The sequence below is a fragment of the Virgibacillus sp. JSM 102003 genome, assembly GCF_041949995.1.
Lineage (GTDB): Bacteria > Bacillota > Bacilli > Bacillales > Amphibacillaceae > Lentibacillus.
In genome coordinates this window covers 1-24,695 of record NZ_JBHFQH010000020.1, presented here as the reverse complement: position 1 = coordinate 24,695, position 24,695 = coordinate 1, and the positions used below count along the sequence as shown (strand labels likewise).

Below are 24,695 nucleotides of genomic sequence, written 5' to 3'. Positions count from 1 at the left end.
AAGTGAGCAAAACCTAGCGGAGGAAATACATGGAGACTCCTGCGGGAAAAGCAACAGCTGAAGACCCCGCAGGAAGCGGCTTTTGCTTCCGAGGAAGCTGAAGCGTTGTCCGCGGAAAGCGGAATGTATTTCCGAAGCGATGTCAAGCACTCAGCTACTGTTTCGAAGTTTCTATCTGATCAGCAACTTTAATAAACTTGGCTTTCAGTGGGACAGCGATCCTAAGAGCCCCCACAGAGAGCGATACTCGCGATCGAGGCAGACTAAGTACGCCACGTCCTGTGGCAACTTCTGCACTAGCACGTCCTATGCGTCGGAGGCTCGTGGTGTGCCTAGGTGCGCGAGTATATTACAACTGCCCGGTTAGGGAGCCACACTAATTACTACAACTCGGTACCTTTAATTTATAACGCACTATTATAACGGCAGGTAAGAATCTATTTTTTCTCCAAGATTACACAAGAAATACCTAACATCATATGCATGAATCCTCCACTTTTCTCCCATAATAAGTGGATACCTTCCACTTACAAAAGGAGATCATCCGCCATGCGTTTATTCCTAACTATACTTTTAATTTCCGTTACCATATTGCCTCTATCCGCCTACGCAATAGAAGATAATACCGCATCCGTTATCATTGAAGTTGAAGGTGATCCATCTGAACATAAAAAATACATTGAAGTGTATCATCCTTACATAAAAGTTATTGAAACATATGAGACACTTTTCAATGGTCTAGCACTTCAGGCAACCCCAAAAAAGCTGGAAAAAATGGAGTCGCTGGAATTTATTAAGGCCATTCATCCCGTAACAACATATCGGACACAATACGAACCGCTTAAAGAGAACACGGAAAATGCAGTTCTTCCTGCCTCCCTTAATGACACAACCTATACGGGAGAAGGTGTACAGGTTGCCGTAGTTGACACAGGAATTGACTATGAGCACCCAGATCTTGCTCAAAATTATGTGGCCGGTTTTGACCTGGTTGATCTTGATGATGATCCAATGGAAACAGTTCAATCGCAAGGTATGCCGACGCTTCATGGGACACATGTCGCGGGAATAATTGCAGCTAACGGTGAACTGAAAGGAGTTGCTCCACAAGCCGATTTATATGCGTATCGTGCTCTTGGTCCAGGTGGGCGTGGTACGTCTGTACAAGTGATTGCTGCATTGGAACAGGCAGTGGATGATGGAGCAGATATCATTAACCTGTCTCTTGGCAATACGGTGAATGGTCCTGATTTTCCAACGAGTGTTGCTGTAAACCGAGCTGTTGAACTTGGTGTCGCTGTCGTTATTGCTAATGGAAATAATGGCCCAGGCAACTGGACAGTAGGGTCACCTGCCACCGCGAAAAATGCGCTTTCTGTTGGAGCGTTAGCTAATTCGCAAACAGTACCATATTTGTTTGAAACATTGGAAGATAAAAAAATTAAACTAATGCAAATGGCAGGATCAATACCTTGGAAGTTCACAACAGACTATCAGATCGCGCCACTTAACAGCAATAATGTCAAAGGTAAAATAGCTGTTACCAAACGCGGCAAACTTCCTTTCTACAAAAAAGCAAAGATGGCACAGGATGCTGGAGCAATTGCCGTACTTATTTCCAATAATGAGCCAGGGATATTTCAGGGATCAGTTGAGAATACGGAGGAGCCAATCGAAATCCCTGTTGCAGCAATATCGAAACAGGATGGTGAATGGCTGGAACAATACACGAAGAACAAGGCAGTATATATGGAGACACAATATGAAGAGACTAAACAGGCTATCGCTGATTTTAGTTCGCGCGGACCTGTTACCGTTAACTGGGATTTGAAGCCAGAAGTTATTGCGCCAGGTACTAATATTTTAAGCACAGTTCCAGGTGGATACCAGGAACTGCAGGGAACGAGTATGGCAGCACCACACGTAACAGGTGCGATGGCACTGCTTAAAGAAGCTCATCCAGACTGGACAATTGAACAACTCACCGGTGCATTGAAAACGACCGCAACCAGAATTAATACGAATCAATCAATGCCTTTTGATCCAAATGTTCAGGGAATGGGTAAAATTCAGCCACAAGAAGCAATCAATACACCGACCATTATCCATAACCCACTGCTTTCATTCGAAAAAGTAATGGATTATAAAGAAACAAAAACGATTAAGCTCACCATCGAAAATAACTCGAAAAAGGCGCAATCTTATGCATTTACCATACCCAAGCAGCAAAAAGGACTTAGCTGGAAGCTGCCACAGACATTTACAATTCCAAAAGGTGAAACAAAGAAGGTTCCAGTTGAACTGAGCATTAACAGTACATTATTAAATAAAGGACTGCATCAGGGATGGCTGACATTAACACAGGGTGACGAAAACTATCATTTACCATATCTGTTTGTTAATGAAACGGCTGATTATCCAAAAGCGATGGGATTTGATTTTTCATTAAAACCTTTTTCCGACAATCAGTTTGTCTATCAGCTTTACATAACAGACCCTGCAAAAAGAGTCGAAGTAAAGTTATACAATCCCGAAACACTGATTTTTGATAGGTTATTCCTGCAAAACAATGATGTCAGAGTCGGTATGAATGAAGGTTATTTGAATGAATCAGAATTAGGAGAGTCTGGAAAATATCTGGCAGTTATTACTGTCCATCTGGAAAATGGCGGACTTGAAAGTTATCAAACCATGATTTATATACAATAATCAAATTCGACAAAAAACTGTTCACAGAATCGTCATTAAATTGGGGGGGAATTTCATTTATACTATTACTAAGAATGACTATTTAACGATCTGTTAGCTTCCGGCAAAATGACGCAAATTATTGGTTACTGATCAGGTTGTATTTTAGATCACATACTAATTGACAATGCTGTACGCCTAATGTAAACTAACTTAGTGTGGAATGGTAAGGGTTTCATGTAAGCTGATATATCTATGTTCTTCAATAGATAGAATATTATTTAATTATATGAAATTTTTTCCACTACAGCAGTGATTTACCTCACTTCTGCTGTTTATTTGATAGGTAGCAGAAACCATGAGGATTTTCCAATATTTTTTTCGGATATCGGCGAGGGGACTCTTTTCCACAAAAGGAGATCGTATTTTTATGAACAACCTACTATGCTCAAATTCACAGGAAAAGGGTTAGGTTATGTCGAATTATGACACAATGATAACTCGCCAACGAAAGTATATGTTCTACCTTCTCGCAATTTTGGTACTTGGTGCTGGTTTTACACCGTATCCACGTATCTTCCTCGGACTTCTTTTGGGAAGTTTAATCAGTTTTTACAACTTATGGTTATTACAAAGGAAAATCAACAACCTTGCAGATGCTGTAGAAGAAAAACGATCCGTAAGAGGTATTGGTACATTATCGCGTCTTACTGCAGTTGCACTAGCGGTAGTTGTCGCACTTCGTTATGAAGATTATTTTCACACTATTGCTGTTCTGATTGGATTAATGACATCTTATCTTGTTATTTTGATAGATTTTGTCATGTCCAAATCTAAGGAGTAGTGCTTGGAGGAGGGGTGAAGAAAGTGGAGCATGAAGCACCATTAGCATTAGATGTATTTGGAATCTCATGGCTGGATTTTAATATATCCAATGTCCTGATGATTGCAATCACATCATTAATTGTTTTCGTTCTAAGCGTACTGGGAGCCAGAAGCCTGCAAATGAAGCCAAGTGGTGCCCAAAACTTTATGGAATGGATCATTGACTTTATTAAAGGGATGATCAATGACATGATGGATTGGAAAACCGGTAAGATCTTCTTGCCTCTAGGGTTGACGCTTATCACTTACATTTTTGTAAGTAACCTGTTAGGTGTTATTACAATGGCAGTATTCGGGCACGAACTATGGTGGAAATCACCAACTTCAGACCCGGGAGTAACGTTAACACTATCAGGAATGGTCATCATTTTAACCCATTATTATGGAATCAAAATGCGTGGCGCAAAAGAATACGGAAAAGACTTTTTGAAACCATTCCCTGCATTCTTACCAATTAAAATACTCGAGGAATTCGCAAACACTTTAACATTGGGTCTTCGTCTATTTGGTAATATTTATGCTGGAGAGGTTTTGCTAGGATTGCTGGCAGGGTTATTGACATCAGGTGCAATTGGTTTTATTGGTGGTGCAATACCTATGTTGGCATGGCAAGGATTTAGTATTTTTATTGGTGGTATCCAGGCGTTTATCTTTACAATGTTGACATTAGTCTACATGTCACACAAAGTAAATGCCGAGCACTAAGTTTTTAACTACATTGTTAAATTAACCGGTTTTAAAAAATATGATGAAACTGGGTAATAAGTAAAACACATATCTAGAGGAGGATATTATTATGAATCTTATAGCAGCTGCAATCGCAGTAGGACTAGCCGCAGTAGGTGCTGGTATTGGTAATGGTTTAATCGTAGGACGTACAGTAGAAGGAATCGCTCGTCAACCAGAACTAAAAGGTCAATTGCAAACTACAATGTTTATTGGTGTTGGTCTAGTTGAGGCTATGCCTATCATCGCAGTAGTTATCGCACTTATGGTAATGTAATAACGATTGATAATGCAACAAAATGGCGAAGTTGATCTTTGAAAGAACCTTCGTCTAAATACTTTGACCAAAATGTAATACCCACTAAGTAAGGCGAAAGGAGTGAATTCTGTGCAATCATTAGCTGGGATTTCTACAATAAATGCAGCAATTGGTGGACTCCATGTGGGGGATATGCTAGTACAACTATTCTTCTTTATCATTCTTCTTGTGTTACTGCGCAAATATGCGTGGGGACCAGTTATGGGAATGATGCAAAAACGAGAAGAATACGTGGCTGGCGAGATCGAATCTGCTGAGAAAAGCCGTGCTGAAGCTGAACGTGCTTCACAGGAAGCTGCCGCTCAATTAAAGCAAACCAAGCAAGAGGCTCAACAAATTATTGAAAATGCGAAAAGTGCTGGTGTCAAACAGGAAGAAGATATCGTTCAATCTGCTCGTGAAGAAGCAGAACGAATTAAGAAGTCAGCACAGGAAGAAATCGAGAATGAAAAAGAAAAAGCACTTCAGGCGCTTCAAGATAAAGTTGCTTCGTTATCAGTACTGATAGCAAGTAAAGTTATTGAAAAAGAGATTAGTGCACAGGATCAAGAAAAATTAATCAACGAATATATTAAAGAGGCAGGAGAAGAGTAATGAGTGAAGCAGTAGTTGCCAATCGTTATGCAGATGCTCTTTTTCAGCTCGGAAATGAACAAGGTAAAATAGAACAGTTAGTAGAAGAACTTCGTGTTCTAAAAGAAGTATTTGAAACAAATAAAAAGCTTATAACATTCCTTACGCATCCACGTGTTAATAATGCGAAAAAGAAACAATTTATCAACGAAGTGTTTCATGATTTCTCAAGCGATGTTGTTCATACATTACAATTACTTGCAGAACGTCAGCGTATTGAGATTGTTCCAGACATTATTGACCATTTTATCCAATCGGTTAATGATGCAAAAGGAATTGCAGAAGCAACAGTATATTCAGTTCGTGAACTAACAGACGCTGAAAAAAAAGAGCTTGAAGCAACATTTGCCAAGCGTTTTAATAAGCAGGCAATTAAGCTAAATAACATAGTTGATCCATCGATTGTCGGCGGAGTCAAATTGCGCATTGGCAATACGATTTATGATGGAACAATTAGTGGTAAGCTAAAACGTATCGAACGGAATATTGTAACTGCAAACTAATGAAGATAGGGGTGAAATGGTATGAGCATCAAAGCTGAAGAAATCAGTAGTCTGATTAAACAGCAAATTGAGAATTTTGACTCGGAAATTGAAGTTAGTGATGTCGGCACGGTTATTGAAGTCGGAGACGGTATCGCTCGTGCTCATGGTCTTGACGATGTCATGGCTGGTGAGCTTGTTGAATTTTCAAACGGTGTAATGGGCATGTCGCAAAACCTTGAAGAGAGCAATGTTGGTATCGTTATTTTAGGCCCATATACAGATATTAAAGAAGGCGATGAAGTACGCCGCACAGGCAGAATTATGCAAGTACCAGTTGGTGAGGAGCTACTTGGACGCGTTGTTAATCCTCTAGGCCAAACAATAGACGGAAAAGGCCCAGCTGAAACAACTAAATCACGTCCGATTGAATCTGCAGCACCAGGTGTAATGGATCGTAAATCAGTTGATGAACCACTACAGACAGGTATAAAAGCAATCGACGCACTTGTACCAATTGGTCGTGGGCAACGTGAGCTTATTATTGGAGACCGTCAAACAGGTAAAACGACTGTAGCGGTTGATACCATTATTAACCAAAAAGATCAGGATATGATCTGTATTTATGTTGCAATCGGTCAAAAAGAATCAACTGTTAGAGGTACTGTAGAAACATTCCGTCGCCATGGTGCATTGGAAAACACAATTGTAGTAACTGCAGGTGCATCAGACCCTGCGCCATTACTTTACTTAGCACCATATACAGGTGTTTCAATGGGCGAAGAGTTTATGTATAAAGGTAAGCATGTACTGGTTGTTTATGATGACTTGTCAAAACAGGCTGCAGCATATCGTGAGCTATCACTATTACTACGTCGCCCACCAGGCCGTGAAGCATTCCCTGGGGATGTTTTCTACTTACATTCACGCCTGCTGGAACGTGCTGCGAAATTAAATGATGACAAAGGCGGCGGCTCGTTAACGGCACTGCCATTTGTTGAAACACAAGCGGGCGATATTGGTGCATATATCCCAACAAACGTAATCTCCATTACCGATGGACAGATTTTCTTACAATCTGACCTGTTCTTCTCTGGTGTCCGTCCAGCGATTAACGCAGGTTTATCTGTATCCCGTGTTGGTGGTTCAGCACAAATCAAAGCAATGAAAAAGGTAGCAGGTACATTGCGTCTTGACCTTGCATCATTCCGTGAGCTGGAAGCATTCGCACAGTTTGGCTCTGATCTTGATAAAGCAACAAAAGCAAAGCTTGATCGTGGTGCACGTACAGTTGAAGTACTTAAGCAAGGGCTAAATAAACCAATAGCTGTTGAAAAACAGGTAATGATTATTTATGCACTTACAAAAGGCTTCCTGGATGATATTCCTGTAGATGATGTTACACGTTTTGAAAGTGAATTCCATCTATGGTTAGACGAAAATAGAAAAGATTTACTGGCATCTATTCGTGATACTGGTAAATTACCAGAAGCAGATCAAATGAATGATGCAGTTGAGTCATTTAAAAAGACATTCTTACCTAGTGAATAATTGATAGTATGTTAATTGCCCAGAATTAAAAGGAAGTTCGGCTAAAAACGTTACAACTTCTAACAAAGTCGAACTGACTTGCATCCTTGAAAAAGGAAACCCCTTTTTCTCTGTGCGATGTAACGCAGGAAGGTTTTCTTATCCTGCAGGCCATAATGAAAGGGTGGTGAAAAAGCTTGGCATCACTTAGAGATATTAAAAATCGTATTAGTTCCACAACAAAGATGAAACAGATCACAAAAGCTATGGAGATGGTCTCCGCCTCCAAGTTAAACAAAGCAGAACAGAATGCTAAATCCTTCGTTCCGTATAGTGAAAAAATGGAGGAAGTAGTCGGAAGCATTGCAAATGGAAGCACAAATGCACAACATCCAATGCTGCAAAAACGCGATGTTAAAAAGACTGGTTACGTGGTAATTACATCAGACCGTGGTTTGGCAGGTGCATATAACAGCAGCGTACTGCGTAACGTGTTTCGCACAATAAATGAACGTCATAATTCTTCGGATGAATATACAGTAATTGCAATTGGACGTATCGGATATGAGTTTTTCAAGAAACGCGATATGCCGATTGCTAAAAGTATAATCGGTTTGGCAGACCAACCTGATTTTGCTGATATTAAAGAACTTGCATCTGAAACAGTGCAGATGTTTACTGATGAAGAAATTGATGAATTAAACATCTATTATAATCATTATGTAAGTGTGATTTCTCAGGAAGTTACCTCGAAAAAAATACTGCCTATTACAGATATTGACGGTAATGCAGGTGTGAGTGGCAGCCAGTATGAATATGAACCGGATCAGGAGCAGATTCTTAAGGTTCTTTTACCACAATACGCTGAAAGCTTAATTTACGGTGCATTGTTAGACGGTAAAGCAAGTGAACACGCTGCACGGAGAACTGCAATGAGCAGTGCATCTGATAATGCAGAAGATATTATTGATGACTTATCACTGTCATATAACCGTGCACGCCAGGCAGCTATCACACAGGAAATCACCGAGATAATTGGTGGAGTTGCAGCACTAGAATAGCTTCTTAGCCAGTTCGAAAGTAAGATAGGAGGGAAACCGATGAACAAAGGACATGTTACACAGATCATGGGACCTGTTGTTGACGTTAAATTTGACGACAACCAGCTTCCGGATATTTATAATGCATTAGTTGTCCGTTCAAAAGCAACAGATGAAGGTGGAGTAGACATCGACCTTACATTGGAAGTTGCACTTCATCAAGGCGATAATACTGTTCGTACCATTGCAATGGGATCGACTGATGGTGTTAAGCGCGGTATGGCAGTAGAAGACCAAGGCAGTGCTATAACAGCACCAGTTGGTGAAGTTACATTAGGACGGGTATTTAATGTTCTAGGAGAAAAAATTGATCTTGATGAACCATTAGCAGAAGACACCAGACGTGATCCAATTCACCGTCAGGCACCTGAGTTTGAAAACTTAGCTACAGAAACTGAGATTTTAGAAACAGGTATTAAGGTTGTTGACTTATTAGCACCATATATTAAAGGTGGTAAAATTGGGTTGTTCGGTGGTGCCGGTGTTGGTAAAACCGTTCTGATTCAGGAGTTAATCAACAACATCGCTCAAGAGCACGGTGGTATTTCTGTATTCGCCGGTGTTGGTGAGCGTACACGTGAAGGTAATGACCTTTACTATGAAATGAAGGATTCAGGCGTTATTGCTAAAACCGCAATGGTATTTGGTCAGATGAACGAGCCACCTGGTGCACGTATGCGTGTTGCTCTAACAGGCTTGACAATGGCTGAATATTTCCGTGATGAAAAACAACAGGACGTATTGTTATTTATCGATAATATCTATCGTTTTACCCAGGCAGGTTCAGAGGTATCAGCACTTCTAGGACGTATGCCATCTGCAGTTGGTTACCAGCCAACACTTGCAACAGAGATGGGACAATTGCAAGAGCGTATTACATCTACAGATAAAGGTTCTGTTACATCAATCCAGGCTATTTATGTACCTGCCGATGACTACACAGACCCTGCACCAGCGACAACTTTCGCTCACTTGGATGCAACAACCAACTTGGATCGTAAACTGTCCGAGCAAGGTATTTATCCAGCAGTGGATCCATTAGCATCAACTTCACGTGCATTAGACCCTGAAGTTGTAGGTAATGACCACTATGAAGTAGCTCGTGAAGTACAGCAAACAATTCAGAAGTACAAAGAATTACAGGATATTATTGCAATCCTTGGTATGGATGAATTATCAGACGAAGATAAGCAAACTGTAGCACGCGCACGTCGTATTCAGTTCTTCTTATCTCAAAACTTCCACGTAGCTGAACAGTTCACTGGTCAAAAAGGTTCATATGTACCAGTTAGCGAAACAGTTAAAGGATTCAGAGAAATTCTTGATGGAAAACACGACGACTTACCAGAAGATGCATTCCGCCTGGTTGGACGCATCGAAGACGTTGTTGAAAAAGCAAAAGATATGGAATAAGGAAAGCGAAGGCTACTGTACAGCGATTATGAGGACGAGTAAATGCTCGCTATTCGCTAGAAACCGTAGCTAGACAATAACGAAGACAAAATAGCGGATGGGAAGTATAAATTCGCATCCAGCTATTCACTTGTCTGAGGAGGGGTTACATTGAAAACACTAACTGTGAGTGTTGTTACTCCTGATGGTCCAGTATTGGAAGATAGTTTCGATATGGTTAGCTGTAAAGCAGAAAATGGGGAACTTGGTATATTACCAGGGCACATCCCTATGGTTGCTCCTCTAACAATTAGCGGTGTACGATTGAAACGCGAAAGTGATACGGAGCGATTAGCTGTAAATGGTGGATTTTTGGAGGTAAGACCAGATAAAGTAACAATTCTTGCTCAATCTGCTGAAAGACCTTCTGAAATCAATGTTGATCGTGCCGAAGAATCAAAAGCACGAGCTGAAAAACGCCTCCAGTCTAAGCAAGATGATGTCGACTTCCAACGGGCAGAATTAGCACTCAAACGAGCAATGAATCGACTGGAAATCGGTCGGTAATAAATAAAGAAAAATCTCTTGTAACAATGTTATGAGAGATTTTTTTGTTGTATAGGCACCGCTAACAGTTCAATTAGATATATATCAACCTGGAATACGATATATCAACCGAAATTACAGAATATCAACTCGGAGTGCCAATCCAAATTACAGTATTTCAATACAAACAAATAAAATACTGCACACCCGGCAAGTAAATGCCCCATCCCAAGGCCACTATTTAAAAGAAACCCATTTCCCAAAATATTATGTCGATATTTCCCGGGAAATGCAATAAATGGTCACAATCTGATACATTGCCCTCAAACAGTCAATTAATTGACATCAAGCGCCATACATGGCAAAGTTACAAGTAGCTTAACGAGCAGTAAAGCAGTAAAATCAATAAAAGCAAGGTGTGAAAATATGTCTTCAATTGGACTAACAGCATTGATCAGTATGATATCGCATTTAATCTTTATTTATATTACTTGGAGAGTCATTACAACGGTTAACTTTGATCCTTTAATCAGGAAAGGCCGTGAAACAGAAGCGAGAGTTCTGATCATGTTTATTACGATAGTGATTGGGGCCGGAGTAAGCAGGTTCTTTTTGGACTTCCTGCAATGGTCTCAGGATCTAATGTTTCTTTTTTAAAACATCAGCAATACAATTCATACAAATCAATAAATCTATTATTTGAATATCATGTCGATAAAATACTAGATTTTCAAGGTATTTTAAGTAATTCCCCTGTTCATACTATTTATATAGTTTTGCAAGGGGGATTTTTTTATGAAGAAAATTGTACTTATGTCAATTATATTATTACTGATAACAACTGGTGCTGCAGCTAGTCCAAATCAACAGGAAGAAATGACATCACTTGCAGCTATGTTGACGGAAAGCAACATGGAAGTTGGGAATTGGGAAGTAACAATGAAAGAACAAATGAGCAAAGATAAAATAAATATGCTATTAGGAAAGCTTGAAGCGAAAAATAGTCAAAAGGTCACTGGCGAAGAGGATGAAAACAGTATAAAATATTCTTTTGGGTACATTCATAAAAATAGGAGCTTTACCGAAACCTATAATATTGTCATTCCAAAAGACGATAAGTATCAGGCGCAGTTTATTGTGGTAATCGAAGGAAAGTCTTGGGATAAAACTATCAAAAAAGACTATTTAATTAGAGTTGAATCGATACAAAATGATTTTTTTAGTGAAGATTCTACAAAATTCGCTTGTATTACAACTACATTTAGTGATAAACTTGGAAGTGTTTATTTTGTTAAACGAGCGAAAGAGAAGTTGAATTTACAGAATATAAGTGAACAGACTGATACAGTAGAAAATTCATTGTTAAAGAAAGTTGTTTATGGGTATACACCATTATGGGATCAAAAAGTCACTATAATGGATAAGCCTATGAACTTACAATTTGCGTTTAAAGAGATTGAAAATGGGAAAACAAAACTTACGGTAGGAACACCTATCCTGATTACTGAATATTAATATAGTGAAAACGGAACATAAGGAGATTTAGAATATGGAAAAAATCATAGTAAGAGGCGGGAATCAACTAAATGGTACTGTTAAAGTGGAAGGTGCCAAAAATGCAGTGTTACCAGTAATTACTGCGAGTATTCTTGCAAGCGAAGGTGAAAGTGTTATCACCGACGTTCCTAACCTAGCTGATGTGTATACGATTAATGAAGTTTTACGAAATATGAATGCTAATGTACATTTTGAAAATAATTCAATTTATGTTGATGCTACAAAACCTTTAAAAACAGAAGCTCCATTCGAATATGTACGTAAAATGCGTGCATCCGTGCTTGTTCTTGGGCCATTACTGGCTCGTTATGGTCATGCGAAGGTTGCTATGCCGGGTGGCTGTGCAATTGGATCACGACCTATAGATTTACATTTAAAAGGCTTTGAGGCAATGGGTGCTAATGTACACGTTGGGAACGGATTTGTGGAAGTTGAAACAGAAGGACGTCTTCACGGTGCAAAGATTTATTTGGATATGCCGAGTGTTGGTGCTACAGAAAACATTATTATGGCCGCAGCGCTTGCTGACGGTAAAACCATTATAGAAAATTGTGCGAAAGAACCAGAAATTGTTGATTTAGCTAATTTCCTTAACAAAATGGGCGCAAAAGTTATAGGCGCAGGTACGGAAACAATCCGTATTGAAGGTGTTGAAAAGCTCTATGGTACGGAGCATGGAATTATTCCAGACCGTGTAGAAGCTGGTACATTTATGGTCGCGGCAGCTATAACGGGAGGGAATGTATTAATTGAAAATGCTGAGAGTGAACATTTACGTTCAGTTATTTCCAAACTGCAGGAAATGGATGTAACCGTTCTGGAGGAAGGTAGTGGAATTCGTGTTATTGGACCTGATAAGTTAAAGTCTACTGACATTAAAACATTACCACATCCAGGATTTCCGACTGATATGCAGTCTCAGATGATGTCATTAATGCTTAATGCATATGGCACAAGTGTTATCACGGAGACAGTATTTGAGAACCGTTTTATGCATGTGGAGGAATTCCGACGCATGAATGCCAGAATGAAAATAGAGGGTCGCAGTGTTATTATTGAAGGGCCATCTGATCTGCAGGGTGCAGAAGTAGCTGCGTCTGATTTACGTGCGGCTGCAGCACTTATATTGGCAGGACTATGTGCAGAAGGATTCACACGTATAACAGAATTAAAGCATCTTGATCGTGGCTATGTTGATTTTGCTGGTAAATTAGCTGCATTAGGTGCGGATATTGAACGTGTTGATGAAAATGGTGATGTAGTTAACCCCTTTGTACAAGTAGATGAACAAACGGAATCGATTATTGCTGAGCTTTCTTAAGCAAGTATAAATTGAATTAATAGAATATGAAATTGAAAGCAGATGTTTCGTTTTTCGGCATCTGCTTTTTTCTATGGAAATTCTTAGGTATATTTACTCATGAAAAAATGCTTCCTTCAATAATTTCCTGCAAATTCATCATTGTATTTTAGTCTTACTATGGTAAAATTGAAAGAAAATTACGAACTCAAAAAAGGAGCTTACATCATGAAGTTATATGTTTCAGTAGATATGGAAGGAATTACAGGTCTTCCGGATTATACATATGTGGACTATAAAGAACATAACTATGAGCGCGGGCGTAAGATTATGACAGATGAGACGAATTATGTCGTTGATGCTGCGTACAAATTTGGCTGTGATGACATTCTAATAAATGATAGTCACTCTAAAATGAATAATATACTAATAGAAGAACTGCATCCTGATGCATCATTGATAACCGGAGAAGTGAAACCATATTCCATGATGCAGGGACTGGATGACAGCTATGCTGGAGCAATGTTTATCGGGTACCATGCTCGTGCAGGTAAATATGGTGTGATGTCACATGCCATGGTTCATGCGGTGCGAAATTTTTATATCGATGATAAGCCAATCGGGGAACTTGGGTTAAATGCCTATCTTGCTGGTCATTATGGCGTGCCAATTTTGATGGTTGCTGGTGATGATCAGGCGGCTAAAGAAGCTGAGAAACTGATTCCGAATATCACAACAGCAGCAGTAAAAGAGACTATATCCCGGTCATCGGTCAAAAGCCTAACACCGAAAAAGGCTGGAGATTTATTAACAGGTAAAGTGAACCAGGCGTTGGAAAATCGGCATAACGTTAAGCCATTAACCCCGCCTGAAAATCCAACCTTGGAAATAGAGTTTAATAATCATGGTCAGGCTGAGTGGGCAAATTTAATGCCGGGAACAGAAATAGCTTCAGGAACTACGATTGTTAGCTATCAGGCAAAAGATATTCTGGAAGCGTATCAAGCTATGCTGGTAATGACAGAGCTCGCTATGCATACAACTTTTTCATAGGAGTGTAAACAGATGCTACGATATATTTTAAAACGATTTGCCATAATGGCAGTGACGTTATGGATTATTGTTACGCTTACTTTTGTCCTGATGATAACCATTCCAGGCTCACCTTTAAACGAAGAACGAGGCACGAATGAAGTTGTTCAGGAGAATCTGAAAGCCCACTATAACCTGGATGAGCCATATTACATACAATACATGCTTTATTTAAAATCAATCGTTACCTTGGATTTCGGTCCATCGATTAAACAGCCGACTGAAACGGTAAATGATCTCTTGGGACGGGGGTTCCCTGTGTCATTTGAGCTTGGTATGGTGACGATTTTAGTTGCTGTTATTTCCGGAATTCTCTTAGGGATTCTCGCTGCATTACGCCACAATGGAATAATTGATTATCTGGCAATGAGTATAGCAGTTCTCGGGATCTCAATTCCTAACTTTGTGCTGGCGACATTATTCATTCAATCGTTTGCGGTGTGGTTGGGGATACTGCCAGCTGCGACCTGGGCAAGTCCACGTCATATGATATTGCCTGTTCTTGCTTTAGCAACAGGCCCGATGGCAATTATTGCCCGCCTTACACGTTCAACGATGATTGAGGTGCTGACACAGGACTACATTAAAATGGCTCGTGCAAAAGGGTTGTCACCATGGAAAATCGTTGTTAAACATGCGTTGAAAAATTCACTCATGCCTGTTGTGACAATAATGGGGACCTTGCTTGCGGGTATTTTGACGGGAACATTCGTTATTGAAAAAATCTATGCGATCCCTGGTATGGGAAAATATTTTATCGAGAGTATTAATCAGCGGGACTACCCGGTAATTATGGGGACAACCGTTTTCTATAGTGCATTCCTTATCTTCACACTATTTTTAGTAGATATTGCTTATGGAATACTCGACCCTAGAATCAAAATGCACAAAAAGGGAGGAGAATAATATGAATCTAGCAGATGAGCCAAAAAACTATTCTCCTGCTGACGTACCAGATGACTGGTTTAAGTGGAAGGAAAAAGATCACGGGGCAGCAGAAACTGTCTCCAGGCCATCACTCTCCTACTGGCAGGATGCCTGGAAACGACTTCGAAAAAATAAAATAGCAATGGCCGGGCTCATTTTTCTTATTTTACTAGGAATCATGGCAGTAATCGGTCCCATGCTCTCACCATTTTCGGTACGGGAGCAGAATTTGCCGAATCAATTCCAGCCACCAAACGGAACGCATTGGTTTGGCACTGACTCACTTGGAAGAGATGTATTCACACGTACATGGTATGGGGCAAGAATCTCATTATTTGTCGGCTTAATGGCAGCGCTCATTGACTTTTTTGTCGGGGTAATCTATGGCGGAGTATCTGGCTATAAAGGCGGTCGTACAGATAACATTATGATGCGTATTATCGAGATATTATATGGGCTTCCATACTTATTAGTAGTTATTTTGCTGTTAGTGGTTTTAGGACCAAGTCTAACAACGATTATCCTTGCACTGACGATAACTGGATGGGTTGGCATGGCCCGAATTGTTCGGGGGCAAATTCTGCAAATTAAAAACTATGAATTTGTGCTCGCATCAAAATCATTTGGGACAAAGACAAAACGAATTATTCGGAAAAATTTGCTGCCAAATACGATGGGGCCGATTATTGTACAAATGACACTAACCGTTCCAACCGCAATTTTCGCAGAAGCGTTCTTAAGCTTTCTTGGTTTAGGGATTCAAACCCCGTTTGCAAGCAGGGGTGTCATGGCAAACGACTCTTTAGGCGCAATATTATCCGGTAACTGGTGGACATTATTTTTCCCAGCGTTCTTTATCTCATTTACAATGTTTGCATTTAACGTATTAGGCGACGGGCTTCAGGATGCACTTGATCCGAAGCTGAGGAAGTAGGTGACACAGATGGAAAAAATACTCGAAGTAAACGATCTTCACGTAACGTTCTCTACATATGGAGGAACAGTCAAAGCTGTACGGGGGGTGAATTTTCACTTAAATAAAGGAGAAACACTAGCAATCGTTGGAGAATCAGGCTGTGGAAAAAGCGTTACATCAAATGCAATCATGCGGCTGATACCTGACCCACCGGGAAAAATTTCAAACGGGACGATAACATTTAATGGGAAGGATTTAACAAATCTAACTGAAAAAGAAATGCGTTCCATTCGCGGCTTTGATATATCGATGATCTTTCAGGACCCGATGACAGCATTGAACCCAACGTTAACAATAGGAACGCAGCTTGTAGAAGGGTTACAGCAGCATTATAATACGTCAGGAACTGATGCCAAGGCAAAAGCAATCGAGATGATGGACTTAGTAGGGATTCCAAATCCAAAAGAACGATTAAAGCAATATCCCCACCAATTCAGTGGTGGCATGCGGCAGCGAATCGTTATTGCAATGGCACTTATTTGTGAACCTGATCTGCTTATAGCAGACGAACCAACAACAGCACTTGACGTAACGATTCAGGCACAAATTCTCGAGCTGTTTGATAGAATTCAGAAGAAAACGGGTGTCTCGATTATTCTGATCACCCATGATCTAGGGGTAGTTGCCAAAATTGCCGACCGGATTGCCGTTATGTATGCTGGAAAAATAATTGAAGTTGGCAGCAGAAGAGAGATTTTTTACAACCCGGAACATCCTTACACAAAAGGGCTGTTAAAATCAGTACCACGTCTTGATTTACAAGGCGAGAAGTTAATCCCGATTGACGGGACACCACCAGATTTATTCTCACCCCCAAACGGATGTCCATTTACAGCAAGATGTCCATTTGCAATGGAGGTGTGTGATAAAGTTTACCCGGCTCAGACAGAACTCAGCGACTCACACAAGGTGGACTGCTGGCTTCAGGATGAACGGGCTAAACAGCTTTTAGCAAGTACAGCAACAAAATAAAAACAAAAGGGGAGTTACTACTTATGAAGAAATGGTTTTTATTATTTATTTCTGTATTAACGATTATCGCATTAGCAGCGTGTACAACGAGTACCGGCAGTGATGATTCAAGCAATGAAGGCAATGAAAGTAATGGAGAAGAAGGTACCAGCGAAGGGGCAGAAAGTGACGAAAAAGTATTGTACATGAACAATGGAGAGGAACCTACTTCATTAAATCCACCAGTTGGTTTTGATTCTGTGTCATGGAATGTCTTGAACAACCTGATGGAAGGTCTGACACGTCTAGGCAAGGATGACAAGCCACAACCAGCAATGGCTGAGGACTGGGAGAAATCTAATGGCGGAAAAACATACACATTCCACCTTCGTGAGAACGCTAATTGGTCGAATGGAGATCCTGTAACAGCAGAAGATTTTGTTTATGCGTGGAAACAGCTTTTGAATCCTGAAACTGGTTCACCGGCTGCATTCCTGGGCTACTTTATCGAAGGTGGCGAGGCATATAACAGTGGTGAAGGATCTGCAGAAGATGTCATGGTAAAAGCTGTAGATGAAAAGACATTTGAAGTAACTTTAACAGCACCAACCGGTTTCTTTTTACAAGTAATTTCGAATCCGGCATTCTTCCCAGTTAATGCTGAAGTAGCAAAAGAAAGCCCGGAATGGTATTCAGAAGCAGAAACATTTGTTGCCAACGGACCATTCAAACTGGAATCATGGGCACACGATAGCGAATTGGTTATGGTGAAAAACGATCAGTATTGGGATAAAGAAACAGTGAAATTAGATAAAGTACACTGGGCAATGGTTAACGATACAAATACCGAGTATCAAATGTTTGAAAGCGATGAGCTTGATATGACAAATATTCCGTCAGACATGGCTGAACAGTTGTTGGATAACGACAATGTTGTTATCGAAGAACAAGCTGGACTTTATTTCTACCGCTTTAATGTTACAAAAGAACCGTTCCAAAATGCTAAGATCCGTAAAGCATTTGCTTTAGCCGTCAACCAGAAGAATATTGTTGATTATGTAACGAAAAATAAAGAAAAGGCTGCAACAGGCTTTGTATCACCTGGATTTACAGGACCAAGCGGCCAAGACTTCCGTGAAGTAAACGGCGATTTAGTAAACTTTGACCCTGAAAAGGCTAAGAAACTACTTGAAGAAGGTATGGCTGAAGAAGGGTATGACAAGTTACCACCTGTCACATTAACATACAATACAAGTGAGTCACACAAAGCGATTGCTGCAACATTACAGGATATGTTCATCGAGAACCTTGGTGTTGAAGTAACACTGGAGAATACCGAATGGAACGTATTCCTGGAAGATCAAAAAGGACTGAAACACCAGTTGTCACGTAGCTCATTTATATTTGACTATGGTGATCCGGTAAACTTCCTGGAAAGTTTCGTAACCGGTTCAACGATGAACCGTACTGGCTGGTCAAACGAGAAATACGATGAGTTGATTTCAAAAGCTAAAACAGAAACAGACGAAGAAAAACGCTGGGAATTAATGTATGAAGCAGAAAAACTTCTAGCAGAAGAAATGCCTATTTTCCCAATTCACTATTATAACCAGGTGTTTATCTATAAAGATGACGTCACTGGAATTGTCCGTCACCCTGTAGGTTATGTAGAACTTAAATGGGCAGATAAGAAGTAGATTGTCCTGTGCTCGCGCGACGGAGTTGCAACTCGAGCGAGAGCGTCGCAATTCGGGAGAGAAGTAGCTTAACTCGAGCGAGAGCGTCGCAATTCGGGAGAGAAGTAGCTTAACTCGGGCGAGAGCGTCCAAAGTCGGGAGAGAAGTAGCTCAACTCGGGCGAGAGCGTCGCAAGTCGGGAGAGAAGTAGCTTAACTCGAGCGAGAAGCGTCCGAACTCGGGAGAGAAATAGCTCAACTCGAGCGAGAGCATCGCAATTCGGGAGAGAAGTGGCTTAACTCGAGCAAGAAGCAGCCAAACTCGAGCGACGGAGCACCGAACTCGAGCGACAAGCACCCAAACTCGAGCGACATCCTATTAAGTGTTAAGGAGGAATGGCTCATGCCGAGCCAATCCTTCTTTCCACTTTAAATTTTACCCCATAGAAAGAGGTATTCTGATGATTCTTCCAGAACGTTTATCTAATGGTGATACGATTGGTGTGATTGCACCAGCAAGTCCAACTGATATGGAACGCTTAGAAAAAGCTATTCCTTTTTTTGAAAAAATGGGACTGAACATCAAACTGGGAAAACATATTGATAGAGTTCACGGGTATTTGGCGGGAACGGATGAACAGCGGTTAGCTGACTTTCACGATATGATTGCTGACAAAAGTGTTAAGGCAATTATTTTTGCAAGAGGCGGATATGGTACAGGGAGAATTGCTAACGCTATTGATTATGAGCTAGTCAAACAAAACCCGAAGATCATTTGGGGTTATAGCGACATTACTTATTTACATACAACGATTCGCCAGGCAACAGGCCTTGTGACGTTTCATGGTCCAATGCTTGCATCTGATATTGCGGATCCTGATTTTGATGCGTTATCTAGAAGTATGTTCCAACAATTATTTAAACCTGCGAAACTATTCTACACGGAAGATACCTCCTCATTGCAAGTCCTCGTCCCGGGTGAAGCAACTGGTACACTGGTTGGTGGGAACCTTTCACTATTGGTTAGTACATTAGGGACAGCATACGAGATTGATACAAGAGGAAAATTGCTGTTACTCGAAGATATTGGTGAGGAGCCATATCGGGTTGATGCGATGCTGAACCAGTTAAAGTTGGCAGGAAAACTAACGGATGCAGCGGGAATTATTGTGGGGGATTTTGCCAAAGCCGAACCGAAAAAAGAAAAACCCTCGCTCTCATTGGAACAGGTTTTTCATGATTATTTTGCCGATCTTACATGTCCGGTGATGTCTGGCTTTAAAATTGGTCACTGCCTCCCGAACTTTTCCGTACCACTCGGCACATCGGCAGAATTATCGACAGCTAAGAAATTACTTACTGTCGAGGCAGGAGTGAAGTAAGCTACTGGAGGAGTCAAATCTATGAATATACAAAACATCGAAACATTTCAAATAGCAATCCCATTGCATACACCTTTTAAGACAGCGCTACGAACTGTAACGGTTGCGGAATCTATTGTCGTTAAATTAACCTGTGATAATGGGGTCGTTGGCTATGGTGAAGCACCGCCGACACATGTTATAACAGGGGATAGCCTGCCCAGTATTAATTATGCGATTACGAAAATTTTTAAACCACAATTACTCGGTGAATCATTACGGAACCGGGAGCAGGTTTTTGAAAAGCTTTATAAGAGTGCTGTTGGAAACACAAGTGCTAAAGCAGCTGTTGATATGGCGATATACGATTGTATCGCCCAACAAGCTCGCATGCCGCTGTCAGAATTTCTTGGTGGTTATTCCAACGCGATTGAAACCGATTATACTGTCAGTGTAAACAGTCCTGAAGAAATGGCTGATGATGCACAGCGATATATCCATAACGGGTTTTCCGTATTGAAGGTCAAAGTAGGCAAGGATAAAATTGCAACTGATATTGAACGGATCAAAGCAATTCGAAAACGTATCGGATCGAATGCACTTATCCGCCTTGATGCTAACCAAGGCTGGCATGCAAAAGAAGCCGTTCGTGCGATTGGGAAAATGGAGGAACTCGGCCTTGATATTGAATTGGTTGAGCAACCGGTTAAAGCCTATGATATCGAAGGATTGAAGTACGTAACGGAAAATACAGAAACCCCAATAATGGCTGATGAGAGTGTTTTTTCCGCCTATGATGCAAAGCGTGTGCTGGAATTGGGTGCAGCCGATTTAATTAACATTAAGCTTATGAAAGCAGGTGGCATTCACGAAGCAGTACGGATCGCTAAACTTGCTCATATTTACGGCGTTGAATGCATGGTTGGCAGTATGATTGAAACAAAAATCGGAATTACTGCTGCGGCTCACTTTGCTGCAAGCCAGCCCAATGTGAATCGGTATGATTTTGATGCACCATTAATGCTTGCAGAAGACTTAATAGAAGGCGGCATTACTTATAATGAAAGTGATATTGAACTTGGAAACAGAACAGGTTTAGGAATTAATAAAGTTAATGATAGATTTATCGTCGAGTAAAACGGTCAATTAGCAGCAAAAAGGGGAGCAAATAATGATTAATCAAACGTTTGATCAATTTTGGGTAACGGCGGTACAAGTGGCTACAGTGTGGACGTCACCAATATCTGCACGTACGATAGACACCCCGGGTATCACAAACCCAACTAATATTGATAAGTGGATTGATAGTTTAACCTATCAAACAAATGTAGCACTATGTGATGAGAATCGTGTGCAAACGCAATTACTGTATGGTGAGGCAGTTATAATCACTGAAACAAAGGATGACTGGGCACATGTTGTCATACCTACTCAGCCGTCTAAAAAAGATATACGCGGATATCCTGGCTGGGTTCCTATGAGACAGCTTATCCAAGTAAATAAACAGGATTGGCAAAGCGAAAAGACGGCAGCTGTCGTCGATGATAAAGTTTGGCTTGAATCTGAAAATGGCAACAACGTCCTGAAGCTCAGTTTCATGACTACCTTGCCTGTAATTGATGTGGGCGGTGACCGGTTTAAGGTCAATACACCGCACGGAGCCGGCTTTTTGCCAAAAAAATCCGTAACCATTTTTCCTTCAAATAAAGGGCTGGAAAAACAGGAAGGCGACAAGCTTGTAAAAAATGGGGAACGCTATGTTGGTCTTGATTATTTTTGGGTGGCATGAGCTCATTTGGCTATGATTGTTCGGGATTTGCCTATGCGATGCATAAGGCAAATGGTTATCAGATTCCGCGCGATGCCGATGACCAGGCAGATGCAGGCGAAAAAGTCCCATACGATCAGCTGTTACCAGGGGATCTAATGTTTTTTGCATATGAAGAAGGAAAAGGAAAATTGCATCATGTCGGATTTTATTATGGCGATGGAAAAATGCTTCATTCCCCGCAAACAGGAAAGGGCATCGAAATTATCGCTCTTAAAGGGACTAAATATGAAAAAGAGCTTTGTGCTGCCACAAGGTACTGGCAGAAAGCAGAGGAGAAATAACAATGGATGAGAAAATTTTACAAGTTAGCGAGCTGCACAAATATTTTAATATGGGGAAAGGAAAAGTCCTCCAGGCTGTCAATAATGTTACGTTTCACGTCAACAAAGGAGAAACGTTCGGACTAGTTGGGGAATCCGGCTGCGGGAAATCAACAACTGGACGCACGATCATGGGTCTTTATGAAAAAACGGATGGCGATGTTATTTATAACGGAGAGAACGTTCATGAAATGGATGAAAAGGAACGATTCAAATTCTATCGCAACATGCAAATGATTTTCCAGGATCCATATGCATCACTTAACCCGCGCTCAACAGTTAAAGAAGTAATTGCCGAACCAATGGAAGTGCATGGCATGTTTAAAGATAAAAGCGAACAGCTTGACCGTGTTTATGAGCTGCTGGAAGAGGTTGGGTTGAACCGTGATCACGCTAACCGTTATCCGCATGAATTTAGCGGTGGTCAGCGTCAGCGGATTGGCATAGCGCGTGCACTGGCACTCAACCCGGATTTCCTGATTGCCGATGAACCCATTTCAGCATTGGATGTTTCCGTCCAGGCACAAGTTGTCAACTTGTTAAAAAGGCTGCAGGAAGAAAAAGGGCTCACATTCCTATTCATTGCCCACGACTTATCAATGGTTAAACAAATTTCCGATCGCATCGGGGTTATGTATTTAGGAAACATGGTGGAACTAACAGCGAGTGATGCACTCTATGATAACCCGCTGCATCCATATACACAGGCCTTACTATCAGCTATCCCGATTCCAGATCCGGACATTGAAGACAGCAGGGAGCGAGTTATCTTAGAAGGCGAATTGCCAAGCCCGATTAATCCGCCGAGCGGCTGTGTATTCCGCACACGCTGCCCAATGGCGATGGAAGTCTGTTCATCAAAAGTTCCGCAATGGCGCGAAGTGGAACAAGATCATTATGTGGCCTGCCACCTGTATGATGAGTCACTCAAAGAAAACCAAAAAAATAGTAGAGTTGTTGAGGAGTCTGTGCAGTCATAAATTTGCACAGGCTTTTTTTCATTATCTAGTTCTATTGTTTTTGCTAATTGTATAAATTTAATAGTAGGAATGCTAGAAATGATACCCAATACGCACAATACTAATCATAATGGTAAGGAGGCAGTCAATGAAAAAAAATAAAAACCTTCCTAAAGCTTGGAAAAAGAAAAAACAGCGCAAAAGTGAAACATTGAAACTGCAATTACTTCAGAAAAGAAAGAAACCAATAAACCTCAATAAGACAACCACATCGTGGAAAGTTCCAAGCATCTTATTTTTCGCAAGTTTGATCACTATCATTCTAGTCGTTCCAACTTTAGTAGTTGTTCCGTTTGTTACAAAAGACGGGGAAAAGAATGTGCCAGTTGAAAATAATACACCTGAGCAAGTTGAGGTTACAATGGGTAACTCACCGTTTTCTGTCGCGGTAGCACGGGCTAACTCCGATACTGTAGAAAACGTACCACTTGAGACATATGTTTCGCGTGTGGTAGCTTCCGAAATGCCAGCGGAGTTTGAAATTGAAGCATTAAAAGCACAAGCGCTTGCTGCAAGAACATTTATCGTTAATCACCTAATGCAGCAAGGTGATTCAAAGAAATCAGATGTTACCGACACCATATATGACCAGGTTTATCATAATGACAAGGAGCTTAGGAAAGAATGGGGAAGTGACTATAGCTGGAAAATAAATAAGATAAAAAAGGCAGTCGCAGCAACCACAGGAGAAATTCTAACCTATAATAATACACCAATCCAGATAGCTTTCTTTTCAACAAGTAACGGATACACCGAGAATTCCGAGGATTATTGGGAAAACAAAGTTCCCTATTTACGCAGTGTAAAAAGTCCATGGGATAAAAACTCACCAAAATTTCTCGACCAGAAAATATTCAGTATCAAGGAAGTGGAAAAACAACTTGGGCTTGAATTGCCAAATAACAATCCACTTGCAATGGAGATTACCCGGACAGAAAGTAACCGTGTAGCTAAATTGAAAGTAGCAGATCAAACCTTTACAGGTCGCAAAGTCCGGGAAAAATTGAAATTAAAATCAAGTGACTTTTCCATTGAGCAAAAGAATGATCATTTAATTTTCACAACAAAAGGTTTCGGACATGGAATTGGCATGAGTCAATACGGTGCAAACGGAATGGCTAAGGAAGGCAAGAATTATAAGGAAATCGTCAAGTACTACTACAAAGGCATAGAAGTTAACCAACTTGACGAAACAGCACCAACATTAGTAGCAAAATGATAAGGAAGCTCTGGGATGGTTGAACACATCCTGGAGCTTTTTTTTTGGGCTCTAAAATATTTGTTGGGGTATTGGCAAAATTCCAACCAATAAAAAAAGCACGCAAGCTCCTTATTTGATAAACTTTGTTTATACCACTAAACAAAACAAAAAGGAGTTGCGTGTA

General features: G+C 40.7%; 25 protein-coding genes. 24 read left to right on the top strand and 1 reads right to left on the bottom strand.

From position 1 onward, the window contains the following. The first annotated feature begins 549 nt into the window (after positions 1 to 549). The 24 genes from ACE1TG_RS17855 to spoIID all read left to right on the top strand — a co-directional run bounded on the left by ACE1TG_RS17855 (position 550) and on the right by spoIID (position 24,529). On the top strand, positions 550 to 2,709 hold the full coding sequence (locus tag ACE1TG_RS17855; RefSeq protein WP_375053764.1) for a S8 family serine peptidase: 2,160 nt from the start codon (positions 550 to 552) through the stop codon (positions 2,707 to 2,709). Between the two features lie 454 nt (positions 2,710 to 3,163). Then, positions 3,164 to 3,532, top strand: a complete 369-nt coding sequence (locus tag ACE1TG_RS17850; RefSeq protein ID WP_375053763.1) for an ATP synthase subunit I — start codon at positions 3,164 to 3,166, stop codon at positions 3,530 to 3,532. A gap of 23 nt (positions 3,533 to 3,555) precedes the next feature. Continuing rightward, the gene (atpB, locus tag ACE1TG_RS17845) at positions 3,556 to 4,278 is read left to right on the top strand and encodes a F0F1 ATP synthase subunit A (RefSeq protein ID WP_375053789.1); all 723 of its coding nucleotides are present in this window, start codon (positions 3,556 to 3,558) and stop codon (positions 4,276 to 4,278) included. A gap of 91 nt (positions 4,279 to 4,369) precedes the next feature. Further along, positions 4,370 to 4,576 (top strand): F0F1 ATP synthase subunit C, encoded by a 207-nt coding sequence (gene atpE / locus ACE1TG_RS17840; RefSeq protein WP_375053762.1) that lies wholly within the window; start codon positions 4,370 to 4,372, stop codon positions 4,574 to 4,576. 174 nt (positions 4,577 to 4,750) lie between these two features. Beyond that, positions 4,751 to 5,212, top strand: a complete 462-nt coding sequence (atpF, locus tag ACE1TG_RS17835; protein ID WP_375053788.1) for a F0F1 ATP synthase subunit B — start codon at positions 4,751 to 4,753, stop codon at positions 5,210 to 5,212. Beyond that, positions 5,212 to 5,754: a F0F1 ATP synthase subunit delta gene (locus ACE1TG_RS17830; protein WP_375053761.1), complete on the top strand. Its 543-nt coding sequence runs from the start codon at positions 5,212 to 5,214 to the stop codon at positions 5,752 to 5,754. Before atpF ends, ACE1TG_RS17830 begins: the two co-directional genes overlap by 1 nt. 21 nt (positions 5,755 to 5,775) lie before the next feature. Further along, complete coding sequence (atpA, locus tag ACE1TG_RS17825; protein WP_375053760.1) at positions 5,776 to 7,284, top strand: F0F1 ATP synthase subunit alpha; 1,509 nt, start codon at positions 5,776 to 5,778, stop codon at positions 7,282 to 7,284. 176 nt (positions 7,285 to 7,460) lie between these two features. Continuing rightward, the gene (atpG, locus tag ACE1TG_RS17820) at positions 7,461 to 8,324 is read left to right on the top strand and encodes an ATP synthase F1 subunit gamma (protein WP_375053759.1); all 864 of its coding nucleotides are present in this window, start codon (positions 7,461 to 7,463) and stop codon (positions 8,322 to 8,324) included. A 39-nt stretch (positions 8,325 to 8,363) separates the two neighbouring features. Next, complete coding sequence (gene atpD / locus ACE1TG_RS17815) at positions 8,364 to 9,776, top strand: F0F1 ATP synthase subunit beta (protein WP_375053758.1); 1,413 nt, start codon at positions 8,364 to 8,366, stop codon at positions 9,774 to 9,776. 150 nt (positions 9,777 to 9,926) lie between these two features. Next, the gene (locus ACE1TG_RS17810; protein ID WP_375053757.1) at positions 9,927 to 10,322 is read left to right on the top strand and encodes a F0F1 ATP synthase subunit epsilon; all 396 of its coding nucleotides are present in this window, start codon (positions 9,927 to 9,929) and stop codon (positions 10,320 to 10,322) included. A gap of 405 nt (positions 10,323 to 10,727) precedes the next feature. Next, positions 10,728 to 10,958, top strand: a complete 231-nt coding sequence (locus ACE1TG_RS17805; protein ID WP_375053756.1) for a DUF1146 family protein — start codon at positions 10,728 to 10,730, stop codon at positions 10,956 to 10,958. A gap of 138 nt (positions 10,959 to 11,096) precedes the next feature. Continuing rightward, a complete protein-coding gene (locus tag ACE1TG_RS17800) occupies positions 11,097 to 11,816 on the top strand; it encodes a YwmB family TATA-box binding protein (protein WP_375053755.1) in 720 nt (239 codons plus the stop codon). Between the two features lie 34 nt (positions 11,817 to 11,850). Further along, positions 11,851 to 13,179: a UDP-N-acetylglucosamine 1-carboxyvinyltransferase gene (gene murA / locus ACE1TG_RS17795; protein WP_375053754.1), complete on the top strand. Its 1,329-nt coding sequence runs from the start codon at positions 11,851 to 11,853 to the stop codon at positions 13,177 to 13,179. Positions 13,180 to 13,386: 207 nt separating this feature from the next. After that, complete coding sequence (locus ACE1TG_RS17790; RefSeq protein ID WP_375053753.1) at positions 13,387 to 14,211, top strand: M55 family metallopeptidase; 825 nt, start codon at positions 13,387 to 13,389, stop codon at positions 14,209 to 14,211. A 12-nt stretch (positions 14,212 to 14,223) separates the two neighbouring features. After that, complete coding sequence (locus ACE1TG_RS17785; protein ID WP_375053752.1) at positions 14,224 to 15,156, top strand: ABC transporter permease; 933 nt, start codon at positions 14,224 to 14,226, stop codon at positions 15,154 to 15,156. 1 nt (position 15,157) lies between these two features. Then, a complete protein-coding gene (locus tag ACE1TG_RS17780) occupies positions 15,158 to 16,111 on the top strand; it encodes an ABC transporter permease (protein WP_375053751.1) in 954 nt (317 codons plus the stop codon). A 9-nt stretch (positions 16,112 to 16,120) separates the two neighbouring features. Further along, positions 16,121 to 17,125 (top strand): ABC transporter ATP-binding protein, encoded by a 1,005-nt coding sequence (locus ACE1TG_RS17775; RefSeq protein WP_375053750.1) that lies wholly within the window; start codon positions 16,121 to 16,123, stop codon positions 17,123 to 17,125. 23 nt (positions 17,126 to 17,148) lie between these two features. After that, the gene (locus ACE1TG_RS17770) at positions 17,149 to 18,801 is read left to right on the top strand and encodes a peptide ABC transporter substrate-binding protein (RefSeq protein WP_375053749.1); all 1,653 of its coding nucleotides are present in this window, start codon (positions 17,149 to 17,151) and stop codon (positions 18,799 to 18,801) included. Positions 18,802 to 19,240: 439 nt separating this feature from the next. Continuing rightward, on the top strand, positions 19,241 to 20,161 hold the full coding sequence (locus ACE1TG_RS17765) for a S66 peptidase family protein (RefSeq protein ID WP_375053748.1): 921 nt from the start codon (positions 19,241 to 19,243) through the stop codon (positions 20,159 to 20,161). Positions 20,162 to 20,182: 21 nt separating this feature from the next. After that, positions 20,183 to 21,277, top strand: coding sequence for a mandelate racemase/muconate lactonizing enzyme family protein (locus tag ACE1TG_RS17760; protein WP_375053747.1), 1,095 nt, complete (start codon positions 20,183 to 20,185; stop codon positions 21,275 to 21,277). Between the two features lie 34 nt (positions 21,278 to 21,311). Then, on the top strand, positions 21,312 to 21,929 hold the full coding sequence (locus tag ACE1TG_RS17755) for a hypothetical protein (RefSeq protein ID WP_375053746.1): 618 nt from the start codon (positions 21,312 to 21,314) through the stop codon (positions 21,927 to 21,929). Continuing rightward, positions 21,926 to 22,252 carry a C40 family peptidase gene (locus tag ACE1TG_RS17750; RefSeq protein ID WP_375053745.1) on the top strand — a complete coding sequence of 109 codons (327 nt, stop codon included), beginning with the start codon at positions 21,926 to 21,928 and terminating at the stop codon, positions 22,250 to 22,252. Before ACE1TG_RS17755 ends, ACE1TG_RS17750 begins: the two co-directional genes overlap by 4 nt. A 2-nt stretch (positions 22,253 to 22,254) precedes the next feature. Continuing rightward, positions 22,255 to 23,271, top strand: a complete 1,017-nt coding sequence (locus tag ACE1TG_RS17745) for an ABC transporter ATP-binding protein (protein ID WP_375053744.1) — start codon at positions 22,255 to 22,257, stop codon at positions 23,269 to 23,271. A 127-nt stretch (positions 23,272 to 23,398) separates the two neighbouring features. Further along, entirely contained in the window at positions 23,399 to 24,529 is a 1,131-nt protein-coding gene (gene spoIID / locus ACE1TG_RS17740) for a stage II sporulation protein D (RefSeq protein ID WP_375053743.1), read from the top strand. On the opposite strand, the gene ACE1TG_RS17735 is transcribed toward spoIID, so the two are convergent. Next, the coding region (locus tag ACE1TG_RS17735) for a hypothetical protein (RefSeq protein ID WP_375053742.1) at positions 24,486 to 24,695 on the bottom strand (210 nt) is incomplete at its 5' end. The genes spoIID and ACE1TG_RS17735 overlap by 44 nt on opposite strands.